The following is a 24,367-nucleotide window of genomic DNA, read 5'->3' as shown; positions in this document are numbered from 1 at the left end:
AAGCTAGAGGTTTCTCTAGCTTTGCACGTGTTTCAAATATCCCCTTTGCGCGATCATAAAGTAAATCGCAGAAGCTACAATGTATGCTCCAATTACAATCGCTCCTGATTTCCATAAATCAATATAGAGCATTTTCCCTAACGTATGAAGAGCAAATCCACTATGAATTGCACCGATTAAAATTGGGATAAAGAAGATAACGCCCATTTGTCGAATTGCAATTTTACGAATTTCTTTATCTGTCATACCGATTCTCTTTAACGATTTAAATTGAATACGATCTTGTTCTTTATCGTTAAACCATTTAAAGTATGTCATACTACAAGCGAAGAAGAAGAACAGTACAGCTACAAAGAAACCGATAAACATCGTAATTGCTCCTGATTCCCTTATATCTTTATAAGCGAGCACCGAGTTATTTAATTCCTCTTGCTTATCCGATGCAACTTCCTTTTTCAAATCTAACACAAGGTCTTCCGTACTTTTCCAGTCTTCTATATAATAACCGTAATATTTCGTCTTTTCTTCATCTGGTACGAGCTTTGCGTATTTCTCAAAATCTTGATCATTCACAATGAGATATTCACTATCATTAAAAACAGAAAATGGAGTTGGCTCATTTAATTGAACAGACTGCGTTTGTCCGTTAATTTTAATTTCATACGGTTTCGTACGATCTATCTTCATCATATCGTTTGCCATATCCATTATGACCATCGTTGCACTACCTGGTGCATTATGAACTTCTCTAACTTGCTCTCTCTTTTGTTTACGTACTTCAGCATTATATTCTTTTTCTGAAACAATCGCCATCGGTACTTCATGTTCACTGTTAAACATCGTGATTTTTTGAGTTCCAGGAAGTTTTACGTACATTACTTCTCGCGCTTCTTCAAATCCGTGTTTTTTTATTAATTCTTTTGCCTTTCCTTCTTTGATGACATTATGCGTATTTATTCCCTTTTCCTCATACGAAATAGCATGCGGGGTACTAGTTACTGCCTTATAACTCATATCCTCAAAAAATACGTACAGTGTACCAACTGCTGAAGATACAACGGCCGTAATGATAGAAATTACAAATAGAAAACGAGCATTATCTTTCATTTTATAAATAAGATTGCTAAGTACGAACATATTTGGATATGTATAAAAAGATCTTTTTCTTTTTTGCAATGCTTTTAATACGACTGTACTACCTTGTGTAAACAGTAAATAAGTTCCGCCTATCGTCAGCCCTACAATCGGTAAAAACAGAATGATAAAATTCATAAATGTCACTTGGAAGCTCAGTACATATGCAACAATAATACATCCTATACCAACTACACATAACGATGTAAATGCAAAAGGTTCTACTTTTTGTTTTCTTGCTTCTCTTAATAAATCAATAATTTGCAAGCGCCCTACTGTCCAAACACTAAACAATGATAGGATTAAAAATAGAATAAAGTATATACCTGCTGTAATAAGAATTGCTTTACTATTCCATACGAGTGGAAGTGTTTTATCTATTTTCAATATTACGCTTAATGCTTGGAAAAATAATTTTGAACAAAGCATGCCAAGCCCAATACCTACTACAATTGCAATGCTACCTAACATAAGCTGTTCTAATATAATCATTCGGCCAAGTTGAGATTTTGTTCCGCCTATTAATGTTAATAGACCAAACTCTTTTTTTCTTGCTCGTAAAAATGTTGAATTTGCATATAAAATAAAGAGTGCTGAGAAGATGACTACAATATAATTCATCGATTCTAGCCCTTTTGAGATCATCCCTCTCATACTAATATTACCACTTACGACATCTGGATGATAAATAAAGGAAGCATACATGAAAAATACGACAATCGATAAACAGCTACTAATAAGGAAAGCTTTATAATTACGCCAATTTCCTTTTACGTTATTAAGCGCGAGCTGGCGAAAGTTCATGATATTCCCCTCCTAGCATCGCAAGTACGTCCAGAATTTCTTGGAAAAAGGCTTGTTTCGTTCTTCCTTTATGTATTTCTGAAAAAATTTCTCCGTCGCGAATGAAAAGAATACGTTCGCAATAACTCGCCGCTACTGGATCATGCGTTACCATTGCAATTGTCACTTTCTTTTGTTCATGTAAATCTTGCAACGCGCTCATTAATGATTTTGCTGACTTTGAATCTAAGTTTCCAGTTGGCTCATCCGCTAAAATTAACGTCGGTTCATGAATGATCGCTCTCGCAGCTGCTGCACGTTGTTGCTGTCCGCCTGATACTTCATATACTTTTTTATTTAATATTTCTTCGATATTTAAGAACTTTGCAATCTCAAGCACTTTTGCATCGATTTCATTTACAGATTTCTTCGCCATTACAAGTGGTAAAATGATATTTTCTTTAATCGATAACGTATCAAGTAAGTTAAAATCTTGGAAAATGAACCCTAAATGTGTACGGCGAAACTCTGCTAATTTTGCAGCACGCATTTGATTAATTTCTTCGCCATTTACAAGCACATGACCTGAAGTTTGCTTATCAATTGTTGCTAATAAATTTAAAAGCGTTGTTTTCCCGCTTCCTGAAGGACCCATAATCCCTACAAATTCGCCTTCTTCTATTTTAAAATTTATATCATTTAAAGCAGTCGTCGCTACTGAACCTTTTGATTGGTACACCTTTGTTAATCCTTTTACTTCAAGAACACTCATTTCTAATCCCCCTATGTGTTTTCTTCTTACATTTACTATAAGAAAAATAAGAAAAAGAAACGAGTGATTTCCCTTACAAAACGTTTTGTTATCTTACAGTTTTGTCATTTTTCTCATTAATGTATGATATTCTTCATCTTTTGCAAATTGGAACGTGAATGTTGTCCCTTCCCCTTCAGCCGATTGCACATACATTCCATGATGTAAATTATCGCAAATTTCCTTCGTAATATATAAACCCATTCCAGTCGCTTCTCTCGTTTTACGGCCATTTATTCCCGTAAAGAATGGATCAAATATACGCTTTACATCTTGCTTTGGAATACCAATTCCATTGTCCTTAATATGTAGTAACACCTTTTGATCTTTCTCTTCAATTTGAAATTGAATTTCCTTTTTCTCTGCTTCTGAAATTTTCGTATACTTAATTGCATTTACAACAATTTGCCCTATAGCAATACTTAGCCATTTTCTATCAGATGCAACCATACAAGTATCTTCATCAAACATTACTTTCGGAAATACCGACGATTGAATGAAAGATTTTCGATTTTCATTAATAATCCCCCTGATGATATCTATCACATTTACTACTTCTACTTTATAATCTTTCGCAAATTGCTCTAACCTTGCCATATGTAACGCTAAATCTAAACCATTTAGTATACGATTATTTTCTTCGCGAATACTTTCAACTGTTGCTCTTGCTTCACGATGCTCTTTACCAAACTTTTGTAATAGCAATTCTATAACCGATACTGGTGTTTTCATTTGATGAATCCATTGGTTCATAAATATCATTTGCTGTTGTTCTTTCGCATGTTGTTTATGAACTTCATTCATATATTGCTGTCTTAATAGCGTAAACGATTCAACAACCATCTCTTGCTCTGACGTATAAGAAGTATCAATAAGTAAAGAGTCGTGTAATGTATTTCCGCTAGCAACATATTTTTCGATTCTTTTTAAAAATACACTTCGTTTTCGATAATCGTAAATGAGGTATACAATAAATACAACTGTCCCTAATAAAAGCCCATATAACCACGTACTCCAATCAATGGATCTTTTTTCTAAAAAACTTTGCAACTGCAAAACGAGCCCAAATAAACAAAGGCTACTAATATAAGAAAGAAGTAAAGAAAAACGGTCCATGAAGTAATTTTTAACCTTCATGCCCTTCGCCCCACTCTGTAAGAAGCGCATAACCATATCCGCGTTTCGTTACAATTGCATTTTGAATGCCTAGCTCCTCTAGTTTCTTCCTTACGCGTTTTACATTTACGGTTAATGTATTATCATCAACAAAAGCTATCTCATCCCACAGGGCTTCTAACAGTTCTTCACGCGTTACATATTGATTTGCTTGTTTCATTAAACATTCTAATAAGTAAAATTCATTTTTTGTCAGCTCCGTTTGTTGCCCCTGCCACTCAACAATGTGCTGGGACGGAAATAACAACAGTCCATTTACACCTAAACAATCACTCTCAGCAACAGAGGCATACTCACCATAGCCACGACGAAGTGCACTTTTCACCTTAGCCATTACAATATCTAAATGGAATGGCTTCGTAATGTAATCATCTCCACCATTCTCGATCGCCATTACTTGATCCATTTCCCCTGTTCTTGCAGAAACAAAAATAATCGGCGCATTCGATACAGTACGAATTTGACGACACCAATAAAAACCATCAAAATATGGTAAATTAATATCCAGTAATACGAGATGAGGATTTATTTTTACGAACTCATCTTTTATATGACGTAAATCACTTGCTCTAAATGATTGATAGCCATACCTTTCTAAATGCTCCTCTAATATTCCCGCTATTTTTTCATCATCTTCTACAATTAATATTTTATACATGTTCGTTTTCTCCCCATAAAAAATTCTTCCAAAGCCACTCCTTGTTCTATTATAAATTGAAAATTAAATTAGTGGGTATATTTTCCTATACGAATCAGACATTTACAATAAAAAAAGACTGCCATATTTCGGCAGTCTTAATCGATAAATTCAAATTGATATTCAAGAATTTTTACAATATCTCCGTCTACTGCACCACGTGCACGAAGGGCTTCATCAATACCCATTCCACGCATTTGACGAGCAAATCGGCGTACAGATTCATCACGTGAGAAGTCTGTCATTTTGAATGTTTTCTCAATATCATAACCAGAAATAACAAATGTGCCATCACTTTCGCGTGTAATTTCAAAATTAGATTCAGATTCAAATTTGTACATTACACTTGCTTCAGATTCTTCTACATCATCGTACATTGGGAATTCTGGTGTTGTTTCTAATAAGTTCGCTACTTCAAATAGTAAGTCACGAACACCTTGTTTCGTTATAGCTGAGATTGGGAAAATTTTCACTTCGTCTCCCAATTTTTCTTTAAATGCTTGTAAGTTTTCTTCTGCACCTGGCATATCCATTTTGTTTGCAACAACAACTTGTGGACGCTCAGTTAAACGCATATTGTATTCTTTTAGTTCACTATTGATTGTTACATAATCTTCATATGGCTCACGGCCTTCTAAACCAGACATATCGATAACGTGCACGATTACACGTGTACGCTCAATATGACGTAAGAATTGGTGTCCAAGTCCGACGCCGGCATGTGCGCCTTCAATTAGTCCAGGAAGGTCAGCCATAACGAAGCTGCGGTTATCACCAGTTTCAACAACACCAAGATTTGGAACGATTGTTGTAAAGTGATACTCTGCAATTTTCGGACGCGCTGATGATACAACAGATAATAATGTAGATTTACCTACACTTGGGAATCCAACAAGTCCAACATCTGCTAGCACTTTAAGTTCTAACGTGACATCACGTTCTTGACCTGGTTCACCGTTCTCAGCGATTTCTGGCGCTGGGTTCGTCGGTGTTGCGAAACGTGAGTTACCACGACCACCGCGGCCACCCTTTGCGATTACAGCTGTTTGTTCATGCGTTACTAAATCGGCAAGAATTTCACCTGTTTTTTCATCTTTTACTATTGTTCCCGGTGGAACCTTTACGATTAAATCTTCAGATTTACGACCGTGCTGACCTTTACTCATTCCATGCTGACCACGATCAGCTTTGAAATGACGTTGGTAGCGGAAGTCCATTAATGTACGTAAGCCTTCCTCAACAACAAAAACAACATCTGCACCTTTACCACCGTCGCCACCTGCTGGGCCACCTTTAGGTACATACTTCTCACGACGATACGCAACCATTCCGTTACCACCGTCGCCGCCTTTTACATATATCTTGACCTGATCTACAAACATTATTTCACCACACTTTTTTCGATTGGTTGTAATATAACTGAGACTTCTTCGTCTCGTACTGTATAAGAAATGGAATACCATTTATTGTTTTGGTTCGCAAGCCAATTCTGTAGTTCTTCTACACTCGTTAGCTTACCACGAAAATCAAAAAAGAAACGAGCATTCTCCGCGTCACATTCAATTGTGATACAAACATAATTTTCAACATATACGTCTAAACTATGCTGAAGTATTGAGAAAAATTGATTCGTCCATATACATACAGTCTCATCTAAGTGAGATAAGTTATGTAATTTCCCTAATACTTCGTACTCCAATAAGCACGGCTGCTGTTTCCAATTATATGTTAAAATCCACTCTGAAAATAAAGGCATTGATAGCCCTATCAGATTGGATTCTTGTCTCGCTTCTTGGACAAAACGATCGATGAGACTATGAATCTCTTCCACTTTTCCAAGGGAAAGGTTTCCTTTCACCATCTGCATACGATTGAGCCAATCATGTCTTGAATGACGCAATGCATCTATAATTGTCCATTTTTCATTCATTTAGATACCCCTTAATATAGAAAAACTCTAACCTGCACTCAGGTTAGAGTTTTCCGTGAGTTCTTATGCTTCTTGAGCAACAGGATATACGCTCACTTGTTTGCGGTCACGGCCAAGACGCTCAAAGCGTACTACGCCGTCAACTTTCGCGTATAAAGTGTCATCGCCACCACGACCAACGTTAACACCTGGATAAATTTTTGTACCGCGTTGACGGTAAAGAATTGAACCACCTGAAACCGTTTGACCATCTGCGCGTTTAGCACCAAGACGTTTTGACTGAGAGTCACGACCGTTCTTTGTACTACCTACACCTTTCTTAGATGCGAAAAACTGAAGATCTAATCTTAACATACGTTACACCTCCTGCACTTTTTCTATTAAACGGATATACTTTCCGTAATCAAGTTCGATCGTCTTAAGCGAAACAACCAATCCTTCTAAAAGTATCTGTGCTTTTTCTGCTGTATGAACGTCTAAATCATTAGGCAATTCATACGTTAAGAATCCGCCGTCACTTCCGAGTTCAATAGTTGCCTGCACATTACAAAGTTCTTCCACTGCATTTATAGAACCAAACACAACCGCTGTAGTTCCAGCACAGACAAGATCTTGTCCATGTGGCGCATAATTGGCATGTCCAGTCATTTTAAATGATTGGATACTTCCTAATTTCGTGCGACTTATCGTAATTTTAATCATGTTAACCTGGATTAAGCGTTGATAGCTTCAACAACTAGCTTAGTGTAAGGTTGACGATGACCTTGTTTCTTACGATTGTTCTTTTTCGCTTTGTATTTGAAAACGATGATTTTCTTAGCGCGACCTTGTTTTTCAACTTTCGCAGTAACTGTTGCACCTTCTACAACTGGGCTACCAACTTTAACGTTTTCGCCACCAACGAAAAGAACTTTGTCAAAAGTAACAGTTTCACCAGCTTCAACATCTAATTTTTCAATGTAGATTGCTTGACCAGCTTCAACTTTAATTTGTTTTCCACCTGTTTCGATAATTGCGTACATACTTGCACCTCCTCTTAATTACTAAGACTCGCCAAAAACGAGGTAGACATAAATGTCTTTAGGGAACCTGTCTTGTGCGGTTGTAGCATATAGCCGTTTAGGTGCTATAAACTATAACATAAAGATGTTATCATGAATCATAGACGGTTGTCAATAAATGTTCTACTAACTATTTTTTCCGTTCTACAATTTCTGTTTTACTTCCAAAACGAATAATAGCATACTTTTCGATCATATCATCTTTGAAATAAATTTCAAATGGAATATTTTTGTGTAATTCTTTTTGCAAGAATTGTTTTTGTAATTCTTTAGGTGCCGCGATTAATACTGCCTCATCCTCTATATTGCCATATGTAATTAGCTCTCTCTCTAACTCATACGCAATTGTTTCATATGACATCACATACCCCGTCGCTTTGCACGGTACACACTCTTCTAGTAATACGTCGCGTAAAGAATGTTTCTTACGTTTACGTGTCATCTCCAAAATCCCTAACTCTGTAAAACCGAGCACTCTTGTATATGTGCGATCATTTTGCATAGCAGCCATCAGACATTCTCTTACCTTTTCTTTATCTTCTCTTCTTTTCATATTAATAAAATCAATTAATATCATACCACCGATATCACGCAGTCTTAATTGACGTGCAATCTCTTCAGCTGCCACTTCATTTGTACGAAGGACTGTATCTTGTAAATTCTGTTTTCCAGTAAACTTGCCCGTATTCACATCAATTACAGTCATCGTCTCCATTTGTTCCACAATTAAATAAGCACCATTCGGGAGCCACACAATTTTTTGAAGTGCTTTCTCGATCTCACGCTCTATTCCAAAATGGTTAAACATTGAAGATTTTTCATTATAAAAAGATACTTTTTCTTTTCCGATCTTTTCTTCTAATTCTTTTACTATACTTCTTGTATCTACAACTACTTTTTCAATCGTTTCAATCGGATTCTCTTGGAATACACGATCTAAAAAGGTCGCCGGTCGATGAAGTAGTAACGGTGCCTTTCCTTGGCCCTCTTTTCTTTTTAGCTCTTCATATAACTGCTGTAACCTTTGCATTTCAGCTTGTATTTCTTCAATTTCTCCTTTTTCAGAAGCAGAGCGGAAAATATAACCTCCTGTCCCTTCTACCTCAATTTGGAGTAGCTGTTGCCTTCTTTTATTGTTTTTTATTTTCCGAGAAACCGCACGCATTTCATCATATGGCATATAAACGACATATTTCCCGGTAAATTCTATGTTCGCCGTCAATTTCGGTCCTTTCGTATCAATTGCCTCTTTCACAACTTGCACGAGTACTGCTTGCCCTTCATGTATACGATAAGAAGATGGTACATCATCGTATGAAAGGTACGCATGTTTTTCTAAACCGATGTTTACAAAAGCTGCGTTCATTCCAGCAATCGTTCTTACGATACGTCCAACATAAATATGCCCAACAATCTCTTGTTCTTCATTTCGTTTCCATAAAAACTCAACAATTTTTTTCTTCTCTTCAATTGCAACGCGTTTTTCCGATCCTGCATAGTTCATATATAACGTTTTCAAAATTCTTTCCTCACTTTATAATCTTCTTTGCTTTTACAATAATAAAAGGTTAGTGCTATCGTCAACACTAACCGATTAATTCTTCAACAGATGAAGTTGTTCGTTTTTCAGTAAAATACGCATAGAGTAATTCATTTTCATCCAATGTGTAATGTTCTTTATATTTTCCATGGACGATAATAGAGTGCTTATACCCTCTACGAAATTTTGTGAATATCTTATATAAATGATCTTCGGATTGCACTTCAATAGGTGCAATCTTTTCAATTCCTCTTTTGTTCCCATAATAACGTTCTAATAAAAAACGCATAAAGGCATACTGTCTTTGTTTCCACTCTTGATATAACGACACCGCTAAAAATATGAGTAATACCCACATCATAATATTGTTACTATTCCAAAGTAACTGCCACACTAGTATTACACTAAAAAAAACACATGATAATTTCATCATCTTTTCATGTGCTTGTAAATAAGGAAAACGATATGATAATACGTTAAACAATACTTTTCCACCATCAAGCGGCCAAATAGGTAGTAAATTAAATGCTAAAATAATTATATTATTCCATATAAAGAAATAATATAAATCTGCACCCAGCCAACCAGCTTCAAACACTATATAACCTACCACCATCATCCAAATATGTTGTATAGGCCCTGCAATTACAACAACAAGTTCCTCTTTCAATGACTTATTCCCATGTTCCTCAAGCTCAGCCACACCACCAAACGGTAAAAGTTGAATCTTTTTAATACGCCAATTGTAGTGTGCCGCCGCGAAGGCATGCCCAAGTTCATGGATAAGAACGATACAAAATAACAGTAGTAACTCTTTAAAACGTGCCGTAAAAATACCAATGACAATAATAACCCAAAACAACGGATGCACTGAAATCTTCGTTAAAACTTCTCTATATTTAATCAAATGAAATCACCTGGATCGGGTCAATAAATTTTTCATTCTTTTTTATCGCGAAATAAAACTTACCATTTTTATTATTCGCATCATTATTCACCGTTCCAATTTTTTGTTTCTTTGAAACGTAATCATATAATTTCACTGTCATGTCATTTAAATTCGCATACCACGATTCTGTTCCATCTGCATGCTGAATTTGAACCGTATTACCAAGCTCCTCTTTCTTACCTGCAAAAACAACTAGCCCTTCATTCACTGACTCAACAGTTGCATTTGTAGCTGTTTGAACAAATACACCTTGGCCATTTTTTTGAAACCCTTGCATCACCTTTCCAGAAGCAGGGATGGCATAATCTTTTTGCTGAATAGTTCCTTCTTTTTTCTCAGTAGGTGAATAAAATACGAGCGGTTTTCCAAACTGCTTTTCGTACCATTTCGCTACAGTAGCAAACTGAAATTCTTCTTTCATCACTTTTTCTGTAACAGCTTTAGCACCGTCGAAAGAAGGGGGTGCATTCTTATATAAAATAGCGACAGAAAGAACTAATATTGCTGATAACAAAACTTTGAAGAAAAATACTTCTTTTCGAAATAAAGGATGAATTTCCTTTTCTCCTTCTTCAATAAATACTGTTTCACTATCAAAATTTCCACCAGCAAAATACTGCTCTTCCTCCATCCTTTCTTGCTCTGCCTTCCTTTTCGCAATCCGTTTTTTAATTTCTTCTACACGTCTATTCTTCATACTGTCTCCTTTCTTTCGTTAAGCTAATTTAAATAGAAACAGTTGTATACAGTTTGTACATATGTATGAGCTAAGAAAGGAAGATATTCGTGTGAAGAAAAAAGAAAGCACTTCGCATATGTGCGAAGTGCTTTTAACGGATTCCAAAGAAGTTTTTCATCTTTGTAAATACCGATACCTTTTCTTGTCCAAATGCTTGCAATGGTACATTCTCACCCAACAAGCGTCTTGCAATATTACGATAAGCTAACGCTGCTTTTCCGCTCGGTTGCAACGCTACAGGTTCACCTGTATTTGTAGCACGAATAACTTCATCATCATCCTCGACAACCCCAAGAAGCTCGATTGACAATGTACGTACGATTTCATCAACATCTAACATATCCTGCTCATGAAGCATATGACTACGCACACGATTAATAACAAGTTTTGGTGGTTCAATATCCTCTTTTTCTAAAAGCCCGATAATACGATCCGCATCGCGCATTGAGGATACTTCTGGCGTCGTAACAACGATTGCTTTATCCGCACCAGCTACCGCATTTTTAAATCCCTGCTCAATCCCCGCAGGACAATCAATTAATATGTAATCATAATCTTGACGTAATACTTGTATTAATTCATCCATTTGTTCAGGTGTTACCGCTGATTTATCACTCGTTTGTGCTGCAGGTAATAAATAAAGATCATCAAAACGCTTATCTTTAATAAGCGCCTGAGGTAAACGGCAACGCCCTTCAACGACATCAACAAGATCAAATACAATACGATTTTCCAGCCCCATTACTACGTCTAAGTTTCGAAGACCGATATCTGTGTCAATTAAGCACACTTTCTTTCCAGATAACGCCAGGGCTGTACCAATGTTCGCAGACGTTGTAGTTTTACCTACTCCGCCTTTTCCAGATGTAATTACTATTGCCTCTCCCACAGCTATACAATTCCCCTTTCTAACTTTGTTAAATTAGGTCTAAGATGAGTGAGAAGTTGCAGTCGATCGACAACAATGTGATTGTTCTCATTAATATACGCACATTCTGCCGCCTCCGCTCCGTCTTCTTTCTCTTCCGGAGCCCGCATTGCCACATCACTAATTCGAAGTTGCATCGGGTTCATATCAGATGCAGCGATTACAGCATCCGAATCCCCATAATACCCAGCATGCGCAATTCCTCTTAATGATCCTACGACAAAAATATTCCCCCCAGCGATAACCGTTCCGCCTGGATTAACATCTCCAATTAACAATAAATTTCCTTTTACATGTAAAACTTGTCCAGAGCGAACAATTTTGGAAATAGGGACAATTTCTGTTTCTTCTTTCCAAGCTATTGCTTCTGCTTTCGTTATAACATCACTTTCAATTGAATCCACAACAAGATTCTTTTTATTACGAATTAACGTACGAATCTCTTCTTGTTGGACTTCTGTTAAATAACGATTTCCCACTTTCACATGCACTTCAATTAAAGAGCGCCCATCACCATCATAGTAATGTGTAGAAAGCTTTTCATCCAGTTCCTCCAGTAATTCAGAGAATGAACAACAATCATCTAAATGAAGCGTTATTCCGTCTTTTGTCCCTTTTATTGTTACATTTTGTTGCTTTTTTTCTTCCACTAAAGTTCACCCCACCGATTCAATTCGACATAAAATTAGAAAATCCTTTTTTCTTTTTCTTCCATCGCTTTTGAAAGACGCACTAAATATCGTCTCAGTGGGAAACAAACTATCAATAAGAAAATTGCATTTAGCAATAAAGTAGACAGGAGACGATCTGTGAAAAAGACATACGCTGACATATGAGTACGTCCTAACAAAGTTAAAAATCCATACACATAATACTCTAGTGCTACAATGCTAGCTAGTACAATAGAAGCAACAATAAATAAATTCAATTGTAGTATCTTCATCACACTATAAACTAAATACGCTAAAATCGGATACGCAAATATATATATACCGACAAGTTCTGTGTATACGGTATCAAATAAGAAACCAAATAAGAGTCCGTAATAAATCCCTTGGACCGGACTATAGTACACAGTAATAAAACATAACACAATTATAAAGAAATGAGGTGCTGCTATACTGTCTTTCCAAAAAACCTCTGTTGGAACAATAGTAGCAAACATATTTTCAAATAGAAAAACAAAAAGGAGCAAAAGAGGAAGAGCTGCTCTTTTTAAAATCTTCATCATCTCTTCTCCCCCTCCTATTCTAATGGCGCTGAAGGCGTTGCACGTTTAGCAACCATAATATGCTCTACGTCATTCAAGTCAGCGGCCGGTTTTACATAAGCTGTTTTTGTTAAGCCGTATGGATCTGGCTGAACATCAACGATTGTTCCAATTACAAGACCTTTCGGGAAAATATCACCAAGTCCAGATGTTACAACTAATTGATCTTTCGTTACCTGAGCATCAGAGCCAATCTTTGTGAAAAGAAGTAAGTGCTTTTCTTTGTCGTAACCTTCAATCAATCCGAAGATTTTCTCATCACCTTGTACGATAGCAGAAACACGATTTGTTCGGCTCATAGAGCTTAGCAATTCTACTGATGATGTAAACTGGGATACACTTTTCACTCGTCCAACTAGACCTTGTGAAGTTACTACAGCCATATCTTTTTTAATTCCTTGCTGTGCTCCTTTATCAATTCCGATTAAATCGTACCATTTATCTGGATTACGAGAAACAACAGTAGATGGAATTTCAGTATATTGGCTATTCAACTCTTTTTTACCCGTTAACTCTTGTAACTTCTTGTTATCATCTTCTAATTGTTTTACTTTCCCTGATAGACCTGCATAATTATCTAATTTTGCTTTTAATTCTTTATTCTCTTCATACGTGCGCTTTACATCCTCTACATTTTCGAAGAATCCAGCTACGTATTTCGCTGGCTTTTGGAATACACGTTCTACAACACCGACAGTGTCTTTAACAAACTGCTCTGGCCATGTTAAACTGTTCCGTTCTTTCAATGAGATTCCAATCAATGCCACGAGAAGAATAATACTAACTAACAAAACAATTAATCTTTTGTTTAAGAAAAACTGTGGCACGTTCACACCCTCTTAATTTCATTGATTTTTATTTTGCAATATTATCGAGCAGCAGTTTTGAAAAGATCGATATTGTCTAATGCTTTACCCGTTCCAATTGCTACGCAATCTAATGGGTCTTCTGCAACAAGAACTGGCATATTTGTTTCTTCACTAATCACTTTATCTAAGTTACGTAGTAATGCTCCGCCACCTGTTAATACGATACCACGGTCCATAATGTCTGCCGCTAATTCAGGTGGAGTTTTCTCTAACGTATTTTTAACAGATTCTACAATTGCATCTACTGTATCTTTTAATGCATCTGCAATTTCTTCTGGCTGAATTAGTACTGTTTTTGGTAAACCACTTACTAAATCACGACCGCGAATTTCCATAGGCTCGATACCTTCTGGCTCGCCTGCAGAACCGATTTCTAATTTTAATGCTTCAGCCGTTCTTTCACCAATCATTAAGTTATAGCTTTTCTTAATGTACTGAATGATTGAATCGTCCATATCATCACCCGCAACACGAACTGATTGACTTGTTACAATACCACCTAAAGAAATGATTGCAACTTCTGTTGTACCGCCACCGATATCAACAACCATACTACCAGTTGGTTCCCAAACAGGTAAGTTCGCACCAATTGCTGCTGCAAATGGTTCTTCGATTGGATAAGCATCACGAGCACCCGCTTGACGAGTCGCATCGATTACTGCACGTCTTTCTACAGCTGTAATACCAGACGGTACACATACCATTACGTAAGGCTTACGTGAGAAGAATCCATTTGATTTTTGAGCTTGTTGAATGTAATATTTCATCATTGTTGCTGTCGTTTCGTAATCAGCAATTACACCGTCTTTCATCGGGCGAAGTGCCACAACGTTTCCTGGTGTACGACCAATCATTTGTTTTGCATCGCTACCTACAGCAACGATTTGTTTCGTATCAGTTTGTAACGCTACTACTGAAGGTTCACGTAAAACTACACCTTTTCCTTTTACATATACAAGCGTGTTCGCAGTTCCTAAATCTATTCCAAGATCGCGAGTAAAGCCACCAAATCCAAACATATTATTTATCTTCCTTTCTTGTTTTCACGGACTCATTTTTTCTTACTTTATATTATAAAAACAGTACGTTTTTTATATCTTTATCCTTCTTGTAGATAAATTTCTACAAAAAACTCATAAATCACATTATAAAACAAAATAAGTAAAAAGCATAGTCTTAAATATGACCTTTTTCCTTTAAACTCACGAATTTATGGTCACCTATTATAATATGGTCAAGCACTTCTATTCCTATAATCTGGCCGCATTCTACTAAGCGTTTCGTTACTTCAATATCCTCTCGGCTCGGCGTGGGGTCTCCTGAAGGGTGGTTATGAAGACATATGATAGAGGCTGCTGCGCGGCGGAACGCTTCTTTAAAAACTTCTCTTGGATGTACAATTGATGTGTTTAAACTTCCAATGAAAATCGTTTGCCTATGTATAACTTGATTTTTTGTGTTCAAATATAAACATACAAAATGCTCCTGCTGCAGGAAGCGCATTTCTTCCATCATATATCTCGCACAATCTTCTGGGCTTCGAATGCTGTATCTATTTTGATATTCTAAACGTACCATTCTTCTACCAAGTTCAAAAGCAGCTATAAGCTGGGCTGCCTTTGCAATCCCAACACCATGTATACTGACAAGCTCTTCTAACGTTGCATCTTTCAACATACGTAAACCATCAAAGTGATGTAAAATTTTATCTGATAACTTTAAAACTGTTTCTTCTTTAGAACCTGTTCTAAGTAACACAGCAAGAAGCTCCCGATTCGATAAACTTCCAGCTCCTTCTAACAATAAACGCTCCCGTGGCTGTTCTTCTTTGACAACATCACGAATACCGTTCATTTCTCCACCCCTTTATTTGTTCTCTCAAAGAAAATCCCATGCAATTTTACGCATGGGTTACATCAATATTAAATTGTTTTAATTCCCGAACAAGACGTGAAATTGGTAACCCGACTACACTATAGTAGTCCCCTTGAATATGTTGAACAAAAATAGATCCTTTACCTTGAATTCCATAACTGCCTGCTTTATCAAGAGGTTCTTTTGATGCAACATATACGTCAATTTCCTCTTCTGTTAATTCCCAAAACGTAACTTCTGTACGCTCGTAAAAAGTGACTGTTTTGTCTTTTGCTATAATTGCAACACCAGTATACACTTCATGTGTTTTCCCTGATAATAATTGCAACATTTCTTTCGCCTCAGCCTCATTAGAAGGCTTTCCAAGAATACGCGATTCATATGTAACAATTGTGTCTGCACCTAACACAATGTAATCACTATTCGTTTCTGCTACCGCAGATGCTTTTTGCAGGGCGAGGGACATAACGATATCAGAAGGTGATGAGTACGCACCAATCGTCTCTTCTACTTCACTTACAATGATTTCAAATGGTACATCCGCTAACTCAAGCAGTTCCTTCCTGCGAGGTGACCCTGATGCTAAAATAATTTTTCTCATATTTTCTCCTTCCTTTCTCACATGAAGCAGAATCATTTACATCAATCGTATCAAAGGAATAGTTTGTCCACAAATGAAAGAAATATTATTTTCTCTAAATAAAATAATACTTTTTACTAAAATACGATTATATTCCTGCCATAGAGAAAGCACTTTGCTCTAAATTCAAAAGAAAAGAAAGAAGTACCTATACTTCTTCCTTCGTCATTTCATTATCCTATTATTTCACCTTTTGGGAAACAATTTTTTCATATGAAAGTATACCATCAATAATAACTTGATTTAATTTCGCCAAAGATTCCTTATCACCTTTTCCACCCTTCACTGTTTGCACAGCTACTGACGTATACATATACAATTTCTTTGCTTCTTCCTGCTTCATACTTTTCCCTTCTTTTTCAATTGCTTTCCACTCTTTTTCAATCGCACCTATATCTTTTGCATTACTTTTTCCACTAGCTTGTACGCTGGAAGCATATTTTGCTAAATGAGTATATAATGGCTGTACTTTTGTTAAAAACGCCCCAACTTCTTTATCATCTTTAAGTAACGCTTTATCTGTTATATCCCAGTTCTTTTTCAATACGGAGACATTATCATTTTTATACTGCGTCATTAATTGATTTATGCCTTGTTCATCGCTAGCAATACCAACAACTAATGTATACTTATCACCGCTCGGTTTTAAAGCTGCAACGCCTCCATTACCTTTCCACTCTTCAAGAGCGGCCTGTCCCTTTTCTTCGGAAGAATAAATCCCTCCTTGCACAAAAAATAATTTCATTGGATCTAATGACGTTCCTGTCTGTGCTTTTTGTTTTTCCTCTTTTGGTGCCGGTGTTTGTTCTGCCGTTCCACCCACCTTTGATTCTTCATTTCGCATCTGCTTCGAAGCTGTTACTTCGCTTCCGCCTGTCGCACCTTGTCCTTTAAGTATCTGTAGCATTCCCATCCCAAACGCCGTACCAATAACAATCGCAGTTGCAACGATTGCAATTAACGTATTGCTCCACTTCTTTCGTTTTTTTTCCTTAGACACCAATTTCGCTTTTTGAAACGGAACAACGTTTTTCGGTCTTTCACTTTCTACTACCATCCATTCAAATTCATCTTTCTTCTTCTCCTCATACTTCGCTTCTGTTCCATTCACTTTCACTGAGATCGTTCGTGATTGCTTGTCCATACACTCACACCTCACCTCTTATCGTTGTCCGCATCATATCATATTCATTTCACAAAAAAACGAGATATTTGTCAGAGGAATTCGCCAAATAACCCTATATATTTATCTTATATGTATGCATTTGACTTCATTTGTAGAACAAAAAAACTAGATAGCAAAGACTATCTAGTTTTTCTCGCGAATATATTTTCGAACTTCCGAAATGAAATAAAGAGAACCTGTTATGATAAAAACATCATTTTCTCCAATCATTTCAACCTTCGTATCAATTGCCTCTTTCCAATTTTCAAAAACTAGTTTTGACTCTTTCTTTGCATACGATGCAAGCTTGTCAGCAGAAATAGCACGATCAAAGGCGAATGTTGTAAAAATAATTTCATCGGCAATGGTTTCTAATTGATCTACCATATTATGCAATTGTTTATCACCTAGGGCAGTAAATAAAACTATTACATTTTTATTTTTGTAATGTGATTCTACTGTTTTCACAAGACTTTCGATACCTTCTGGGTTATGGGCACCATCTATAATAATATCTGGATTGTTTTGCAGTTTTTCAAATCGCCCAATCCAATACGCTTCCTGTAATCCAGTTCTTATTTCTTCTTCCTCAATTAAAAATGATAAGTATGTTTTGACATACATGACTGCCATAAGTGCAAGTGCTGCGTTTCCTACTTGGTGAACACCTTTCATTGAGATTCGCACATCTTCAAAGGTGGCGAAAGGACAAGTGAAATCGAACTGTTCTCCATCTTCGCCAGACTGTTTATGTAACGCTGTAAAATGCTTGTCCATCTCGTATAAGTTTGCATGATTTTCCTTTGCAACTTTTTGAATGACTTGCAATGCTTCCTCATCTCGTACACCAGTAATAACTGGAACACCAGACTTAATAATCCCCGCCTTTTCATATGCAATTTCTCCTAGTGTGTTCCCTAAAATATGCATATGATCGTGGCCGATATTTGTAATAATCGTAAGAACAGGATGAATAACATTCGTAGAATCAAAGCGCCCTCCAAGCCCTGTTTCAAATAAAACAACATCACAGAAATTAACTTTACCGAAATAACAAATTGCCATAACAGTAATAATTTCAAACTCAGTCGCTTCCCCTAAATCCGTCTCATCTAGTTTTTCAACGACTGGCTTTACCATCTTTACAAGTTCAGTAATCTCTTCATCTGCAATTGGTGTCCCGTTCACACTAATACGTTCGTTAAATGTTTCAATATAAGGAGAGGTAAATGTTCCTACCTTATATTTTGCATCTTCTAACATGTAGCGCATATATGTTAACGTTGAACCTTTTCCATTTGTACCAGCAAGATGAACACATTTTATGTGACGCTCTGGATTTCCGAGCTCTTCTAGCATCCATCTCATTCTTTCTAATCCTGGTTTAATACCAAACTTCAATCGGCTATGAATCCACCCTATCGCTTCCTCGTATGTATGTATCACGTATGCTTTCCCCTTTCAAAAGACAACCTTCATACTCCTATTATACGCAAAGAAAAGAGACTCACCAATATAGTGAGCCTCTAAAAAACATTTTACTTTTCAAGATCTGCTAGACGTTGGCGAACTGCTTCACGTTTTTCTAGGTAGTCTTGTTCTTTCGCACGCTCTCCGTCAATAACTGCTGCAGGAGCTTTCGCTACGAAACCTTGGTTTGAAAGTTTCTTCTGTACACGTTCTACTTCTTTGTCGAACTTCTCAAATTCTTTCTCAAGACGTGCTCTCTCTTCATCAAGATTGATAAGATCAGCTAACGGTAAGAATAACTCTGCACCTGATACGATTGCAGTCATTGCTTTTTCTGGTGCTTGTAAATCCGTTTGAATTATTAATTCGCTTGGGTTACAGAAACGCTCAATGTAAGAGCTGTTTTTTGTAAGTTGAGCAAGTACAGCCTCATCTTTTGCTTTAATTTGCATTTGAACTTTTTTGCTCATCGGCGTATTAACTTCTGCACGGATGTTACGAACAGAGCGAATGATATCAACTAGAAGGTGCATTTCTGCCGCAGCTTCTGTATCTTGTAAATCTTCGCGAACTGTTGGCCACGCTGCTACTGTAATAGATTCGCCTTCATGCGGTAAATGTTGCCAAATCTTCTCTGTTACGAATGGCATGAATGGGTGTAATAGACGCATTGTTTGGTCTAATACGTAAGCTAAAATAGAACGAGTTGTTTTCTTAGCTGCTTCATCTTCACCGTATAGTGGAAGTTTCGCCATTTCAATGTACCAGTCACAGAAATCGTCCCAAATGAAGTTGTATAATGAACGACCAGCTTCACCGAACTCATATTTATCCATGTTACGCGTTACGCTTTCGATTGTTTCGTTTAAGCGAGTTAAAATCCACTTATCCGCAACTGATTTTTCACCAGTTAAATCGATTTCTTCATACTTCATATCATCCATGTTCATTAATACGAAACGTGATGCGTTCCAAATTTTATTAATGAAGTTCCAAGTAGACTCTACTTTTTCCATACTGAAACGTAAATCTTGACCTGGTGCGCTTCCTGTTGATAAGAAATAGCGCATTGCATCTGCACCGTACTTCTCGATAACATCCATTGGATCAATACCGTTACCAAGAGATTTACTCATTTTACGTCCTTGCTCATCACGAACTAAACCGTGAATTAATACATCTTTAAATGGACGCTCACCAGTAAACTCTAAACCTTGGAAAATCATACGAGATACCCAGAAGAAGATGATGTCATAACCCGTTACTAATGCATCTGTTGAATAATAACGTTTAAAGTCTGCTGAATCTTCATCCGGCCAGCCAAGTGTTGAGAACGGCCATAACGCTGAACTGAACCATGTATCAAGTACGTCGTTATCTTGATTCCAGTTTTCAATATCTGCTGGTGCATCTGTACCTACGTATACTTCACCAGTTTCTTTATGATACCAAGCTGGAATACGGTGTCCCCACCATAATTGACGAGAAATACACCAGTCGTGAATGTTTTCCATCCAGCGTAAGTATGTGTTTTCAAAACGTTCTGGTACGAACGTTACTTTCTCTTCTTCTTTTTGTTGAAGCTCTACTGCCTTCTCAGCAAGTGGAGCCATTTTTACGAACCATTGTGTTGATAAGTAAGGCTCAACAACTGCACCACTACGCTCACTATGACCTACTGAATGCATATGAGGCTCGATTTCTACTAATACGCCCGCTTCTTGTAAGTCCTTCACTAACGCTTTACGGCATTCGAAACGATCCATACCGTTATACTTACCAGCTTTTTCGTTCATTGATCCATCTTCGTTCATTACTAAGATACGTGGTAAGTCATGACGGTTACCTACTTCAAAGTCATTCGGGTCATGAGCTGGTGTAATTTTTACAACGCCTGTTCCGAAATCTTTTTCTACGTACTCATCAGCAATAATTGGAATCTCACGGCCTACGATTGGAAGTGTAACTGTTTTCCCGATTAAATGTTTGTAACGATCGTCTTCTGGATGAACTGCTACTGCTGTATCACCAAGCATCGTTTCTGGACGAGTAGTCGCAAGACGAATATGACCAGAGCCATCTGTTAACGGATAGTTCATATGGTAGAATGCACCTTGAACTTCTTTATGAATTACTTCAATATCAGAAAGAGCTGTGCGTGTTGCTGGGTCCCAGTTGATAATATATTCACCGCGGTAAATTAAGCCTTTTTCGTATAATTGAACGAATACTTTATTAACCGCATCAGATAAACCTTCGTCTAATGTGAAACGTTCACGAGAATAGTCTAGTCCTAAACCAACTTTCCCCCATTGTTGACGAATGTGAGACGCGTATTCCTCTTTCCATTCCCAAGCTTTTTCAAGGAATTTCTCACGGCCAAGATCGTAACGTGAAATACCTTCTTCACGAAGTTTCCCTTCTACTTTCGCTTGTGTTGCGATACCCGCATGGTCCATTCCTGGAAGCCATAATACATCGTAACCTTGCATACGCTTCGTACGAGTTAAAATATCTTGAAGAGTTGTATCCCAAGCATGACCTAAGTGTAACTTACCAGTTACGTTCGGAGGTGGAATTACAATTGTGTATGGTTGTTTCTTCTCATCTCCTGTTGCTTCGAAATATTTGCCTTCAAGCCACCATTGATAAAGGCCTTCTTCAACGGACATATGATCATATTTAGTTGGTAAATTCTTTTCCGTGTTTGACATTATTTTCCCTCCTTAAAATAAAAAATGCCCCTCATCCAAAAAGGACGAGGGACATCGCGGTACCACCTTTATTTACAAACAAATTCAGAAATTTGCTTATACTCTTAATTTGATAACGGACAAATCCGTCTTTTCCTAATGAGAACTATTCCGTTCAGAAAAGATGCTCCAGGGCTACCTTCTAACATAACTATCTAGAGAATCTCCCAGCTAATGATTCTCCTCTCTGAAGACGTTTCTTGTTATACTCTTCCCCTTCAAGGCATTTATATGATTGTTAATTATTATATACAATAGTGTAAAAAACGAAACCCTATTCGTCAAGATAAATTTAATACTATGGCTTTTGGGGCAAAAAAAGAAGATAAGTAGCATCCTCTACTTATCTTCTTTATCCCGCTATTTGCGGGCAGTAAGATCCCCCACTAATTAAAGTTTCACTTTATCCGTTCCCTTGCTGGGCAGCTTGTAATTGCGAAAGGAAATATTCTATATTGCTAACGAGCCAATGCGATTGTTGTAAGCTCTTTACTCCGAGAAGTTCATTTTCCTCATTGCGACTCTCTCTTCTTTTCTTATAAGACTGGATTTGCCGAATAAATTGCGATGGATACGTCATATACGCAAACATGAGTAGTTGCTCTTCTTTCGTAAAAGGGAAATTTTTTTGGTACATTTGATACCATTCAAACCGATCACTTCGCGCAATTGGATACGTGTTTAAAGACCGAGAATAAAAACCAACTATATCTTGCACTGGTGTTGCAAACTTCGATTTTTCTAAACTAATAAAATAGCCATTCCGTTCATAATCAAATAAGAAATGATTAAGCGATACGTTACCATGCACAAAAGTAATACGTGTTTTTTCTTTTTCCTTCATCGCATCGTTCCACTCAGTTAATTGCTTCGTTGCAAACTCACGAGCCCTCATTACATGATGATAGTACGTACAATATTGCAATTCAAACGGAGACATATACCACTTCGCTTCAGATTCTACGAGAAACTCTTCTAACATCTCACCATCATTCTCCCAGCGATCGGATATATTTGTATAATGTTTTTCTAAATCTTCTTCTGTATACGTTTCTTCTTTCACCGTTTTTTGATGTAACGTCCCGAGAGTTTGAAACATTTTATGGTATTGATCATTATCCTCGCCGTTGCCTTCCGCACGTTCTAACCAAGGCATTAAATAATAATTATACGTCCCGTCACTTAAAATATAATTTCCATCCGTCGCATGGTATATAGGTACATAATTTGAAAAACCGTTCTCCTTCAAATATTGAATATGGTGCAAAAAGTTATTCCGCTCTAACTTCCCGTCTTCTATTTTCTTGAGCGCATACGGACCTTGATTAGTGTAAATTTTCGTTACACTTCCGTGCTCTTCCATATGCTGTGTATCCAATCTGTATTGCCTTACAATGGGTTCATAGCGATTTCGTAATTCAATATCCATACGAATAACCCTTTCTATTCAAAACATAGCCTTTAGGAAAATAAGCGAGTGAAAACACTCACTTATTTCGCTTTTGCCCTTGAAACAGGAATATAAATAATTTGTCCCGCAGTTAAATATATATCTTCTGTTTGATTGACACGATATAAGTTTTGTACAGACGTTTCATAACGGTCTGCAACAGATTCAATTGTATCCCCTTCTTGAACGAAATACATTCTTAACTTTGTAAATTCTTCTTCCGGTTCTTTCGTAAATATTTTCGTTAAATAAAGTGCATTTTCATCTCGCTGTGAATACGTTTCTTCTTCTTGCTCTTCTTGTTTTTTCGCTTTTTCTTTCTTGAAATCTTTTCTTCCGAACAATTCAAATTGTGGCGTTGATTCTTTCTCCTCTTCACGCTCTACAAATTCATGTTCTTCTATTTCCTCTTCCTCTACTTCCTGCTCTTTTCTTTCCTCTAGTTGGAACGGTTCAAATGCGTAATCTTCCCACTCATCTGATTCCTTATAGACTGGTTCTTCTACGTGCGGCGCAGGTCTATTTTCATCCTCTTGTGCTGAATCAGCCTCTAACTCAGCATACGCTGTTTCTTCCTCTTCATCCTCGATTCTTTCTTCATCACATAAACCAGTGATAGATATATCCGCTAATAATTGTAAGCAACCATTTTCCTTTAATTCATAATCAAATTCTTCAATAGATACATATAGTTCTTCAATTACTTTCACACGGTTTCTCGGAATTGATATTTCAAGCGGAAAGGAATGAACAAGTTCATTAACCCCATCTTCCCTTGTTTCTACATAATCAATTGACTTCGCTGGCGATAGATCTCTTAATGAATAAGCCGAATCATCTTGCCGCGCAACATACTCTCCCGTTAAATCTAATTGCCCTCTCACGATAACTTCATGATCAAGCTCTTCTATCTCAACGTCTGGATCTAACGAAATTGACAAAAGTTCTTCGACTTCCTGTCCTTTTTGGAACCAAACAGATTCTTTTAATGAAAAACGTAATGAATGATCTGTTGCCACTTCTTTTCCCCCTCCCAAACTATATGTCATTACAGATTTATGTATGGAAAGCTGATTTTATGAATAAAAAAAAATCACTCCCCTTATGGAGAGCGATTTTCTTTCAAC

At 37.0% G+C, this 24,367-nt stretch carries 24 protein-coding genes and 2 other annotated features; all 24 genes read right to left on the bottom strand.

Going from position 1 to position 24,367, the window contains the following annotated elements:
• Positions 1-15: 15 nt before the first annotated feature.
• The 24 genes from MNO09_RS07625 to spoVID all read right to left on the bottom strand — a co-directional run bounded on the left by MNO09_RS07625 (position 16) and on the right by spoVID (position 24,259).
• Positions 16-1,938: an ABC transporter permease gene (locus tag MNO09_RS07625; RefSeq protein WP_001011405.1), complete on the bottom strand. Its 1,923-nt coding sequence runs from the start codon at positions 1,936-1,938 to the stop codon at positions 16-18.
• Positions 1,913-2,689: an ABC transporter ATP-binding protein gene (locus tag MNO09_RS07620; protein WP_000114530.1), complete on the bottom strand. Its 777-nt coding sequence runs from the start codon at positions 2,687-2,689 to the stop codon at positions 1,913-1,915. The genes MNO09_RS07625 and MNO09_RS07620 overlap by 26 nt, the downstream gene beginning before the upstream one ends.
• A gap of 93 nt (positions 2,690-2,782) precedes the next feature.
• Positions 2,783-3,865, bottom strand: coding sequence for a HAMP domain-containing histidine kinase (locus MNO09_RS07615; protein ID WP_000865390.1), 1,083 nt, complete (start codon positions 3,863-3,865; stop codon positions 2,783-2,785).
• Positions 3,855-4,562 carry a response regulator transcription factor gene (locus MNO09_RS07610; protein ID WP_000276709.1) on the bottom strand — a complete coding sequence of 236 codons (708 nt, stop codon included), beginning with the start codon at positions 4,560-4,562 and terminating at the stop codon, positions 3,855-3,857. Before MNO09_RS07610 ends, MNO09_RS07615 begins: the two co-directional genes overlap by 11 nt.
• Positions 4,563-4,699: 137 nt before the next feature.
• Positions 4,700-5,983, bottom strand: a complete 1,284-nt coding sequence (obgE, locus tag MNO09_RS07605) for a GTPase ObgE (RefSeq protein WP_000497116.1) — start codon at positions 5,981-5,983, stop codon at positions 4,700-4,702.
• On the bottom strand, positions 5,983-6,531 hold the full coding sequence (locus MNO09_RS07600) for a sporulation initiation phosphotransferase B (protein WP_001003578.1): 549 nt from the start codon (positions 6,529-6,531) through the stop codon (positions 5,983-5,985). The genes obgE and MNO09_RS07600 overlap by 1 nt, the downstream gene beginning before the upstream one ends.
• A 63-nt stretch (positions 6,532-6,594) precedes the next feature.
• Positions 6,595-6,885 (bottom strand): 50S ribosomal protein L27, encoded by a 291-nt coding sequence (gene rpmA / locus MNO09_RS07595; RefSeq protein WP_000944957.1) that lies wholly within the window; start codon positions 6,883-6,885, stop codon positions 6,595-6,597.
• Positions 6,886-6,888: 3 nt separating this feature from the next.
• Positions 6,889-7,233, bottom strand: a complete 345-nt coding sequence (locus MNO09_RS07590) for a ribosomal-processing cysteine protease Prp (RefSeq protein WP_002008596.1) — start codon at positions 7,231-7,233, stop codon at positions 6,889-6,891.
• Between the two features lie 11 nt (positions 7,234-7,244).
• Positions 7,245-7,553, bottom strand: a complete 309-nt coding sequence (gene rplU, locus MNO09_RS07585; protein WP_000270907.1) for a 50S ribosomal protein L21 — start codon at positions 7,551-7,553, stop codon at positions 7,245-7,247.
• A 14-nt stretch (positions 7,554-7,567) separates the two neighbouring features.
• Positions 7,568-7,645: a sequence feature (ribosomal protein L21 leader region), on the bottom strand.
• A gap of 77 nt (positions 7,646-7,722) precedes the next feature.
• Positions 7,723-9,111, bottom strand: a complete 1,389-nt coding sequence (locus tag MNO09_RS07580) for an Rne/Rng family ribonuclease (RefSeq protein ID WP_000855438.1) — start codon at positions 9,109-9,111, stop codon at positions 7,723-7,725.
• Positions 9,112-9,178: 67 nt separating this feature from the next.
• The gene (gene spoIVFB / locus MNO09_RS07575; RefSeq protein ID WP_000599080.1) at positions 9,179-10,039 is read right to left on the bottom strand and encodes a stage IV sporulation intramembrane metalloprotease SpoIVFB; all 861 of its coding nucleotides are present in this window, start codon (positions 10,037-10,039) and stop codon (positions 9,179-9,181) included.
• Positions 10,032-10,778 carry a stage IV sporulation protein SpoIVFA gene (gene spoIVFA, locus MNO09_RS07570; protein WP_000797469.1) on the bottom strand — a complete coding sequence of 249 codons (747 nt, stop codon included), beginning with the start codon at positions 10,776-10,778 and terminating at the stop codon, positions 10,032-10,034. The genes spoIVFB and spoIVFA overlap by 8 nt, the downstream gene beginning before the upstream one ends.
• Before the next feature lie 133 nt (positions 10,779-10,911).
• Positions 10,912-11,709 (bottom strand): septum site-determining protein MinD, encoded by a 798-nt coding sequence (gene minD / locus MNO09_RS07565; RefSeq protein ID WP_000503312.1) that lies wholly within the window; start codon positions 11,707-11,709, stop codon positions 10,912-10,914.
• Positions 11,710-11,711: 2 nt separating this feature from the next.
• On the bottom strand, positions 11,712-12,398 hold the full coding sequence (minC, locus tag MNO09_RS07560; protein WP_000391511.1) for a septum site-determining protein MinC: 687 nt from the start codon (positions 12,396-12,398) through the stop codon (positions 11,712-11,714).
• A gap of 35 nt (positions 12,399-12,433) precedes the next feature.
• Positions 12,434-12,979 (bottom strand): rod shape-determining protein MreD, encoded by a 546-nt coding sequence (mreD, locus tag MNO09_RS07555; RefSeq protein WP_000975757.1) that lies wholly within the window; start codon positions 12,977-12,979, stop codon positions 12,434-12,436.
• Positions 12,980-12,993: 14 nt separating this feature from the next.
• Entirely contained in the window at positions 12,994-13,845 is an 852-nt protein-coding gene (gene mreC / locus MNO09_RS07550; protein WP_001135497.1) for a rod shape-determining protein MreC, read from the bottom strand.
• Positions 13,846-13,886: 41 nt separating this feature from the next.
• Positions 13,887-14,906, bottom strand: a complete 1,020-nt coding sequence (gene mreB, locus MNO09_RS07545; protein ID WP_000466737.1) for a cell shape-determining protein MreB — start codon at positions 14,904-14,906, stop codon at positions 13,887-13,889.
• 157 nt (positions 14,907-15,063) lie between these two features.
• The gene (gene radC / locus MNO09_RS07540) at positions 15,064-15,741 is read right to left on the bottom strand and encodes a DNA repair protein RadC (RefSeq protein WP_001013378.1); all 678 of its coding nucleotides are present in this window, start codon (positions 15,739-15,741) and stop codon (positions 15,064-15,066) included.
• Between the two features lie 46 nt (positions 15,742-15,787).
• Positions 15,788-16,363 carry a Maf family protein gene (locus tag MNO09_RS07535; protein ID WP_001226270.1) on the bottom strand — a complete coding sequence of 192 codons (576 nt, stop codon included), beginning with the start codon at positions 16,361-16,363 and terminating at the stop codon, positions 15,788-15,790.
• Between the two features lie 220 nt (positions 16,364-16,583).
• Positions 16,584-17,546: a stage II sporulation protein B gene (locus tag MNO09_RS07530; RefSeq protein ID WP_241950107.1), complete on the bottom strand. Its 963-nt coding sequence runs from the start codon at positions 17,544-17,546 to the stop codon at positions 16,584-16,586.
• Positions 17,547-17,711: 165 nt separating this feature from the next.
• Positions 17,712-19,013 (bottom strand): bifunctional folylpolyglutamate synthase/dihydrofolate synthase, encoded by a 1,302-nt coding sequence (locus tag MNO09_RS07525; RefSeq protein ID WP_088107387.1) that lies wholly within the window; start codon positions 19,011-19,013, stop codon positions 17,712-17,714.
• Positions 19,014-19,105: 92 nt separating this feature from the next.
• Entirely contained in the window at positions 19,106-21,751 is a 2,646-nt protein-coding gene (locus MNO09_RS07520; protein WP_000072220.1) for a valine--tRNA ligase, read from the bottom strand.
• A 37-nt stretch (positions 21,752-21,788) separates the two neighbouring features.
• Positions 21,789-22,021, bottom strand: a binding site (T-box leader).
• 172 nt (positions 22,022-22,193) lie between these two features.
• A complete protein-coding gene (gene ysxE / locus MNO09_RS07515; RefSeq protein WP_000350663.1) occupies positions 22,194-23,219 on the bottom strand; it encodes a spore coat protein YsxE in 1,026 nt (341 codons plus the stop codon).
• A 62-nt stretch (positions 23,220-23,281) separates the two neighbouring features.
• On the bottom strand, positions 23,282-24,259 hold the full coding sequence (gene spoVID / locus MNO09_RS07510) for a stage VI sporulation protein D (protein ID WP_000179735.1): 978 nt from the start codon (positions 24,257-24,259) through the stop codon (positions 23,282-23,284).
• Positions 24,260-24,367 lie beyond the last annotated feature (108 nt).

It is taken from the genome of Bacillus sp. N5-665 (assembly GCF_022637375.2).
GTDB classification, from domain to species: Bacteria; Bacillota; Bacilli; order Bacillales; family Bacillaceae_G; genus Bacillus_A; species Bacillus_A wiedmannii.
This window is presented reverse-complemented; position numbering and strand designations above follow the sequence as displayed.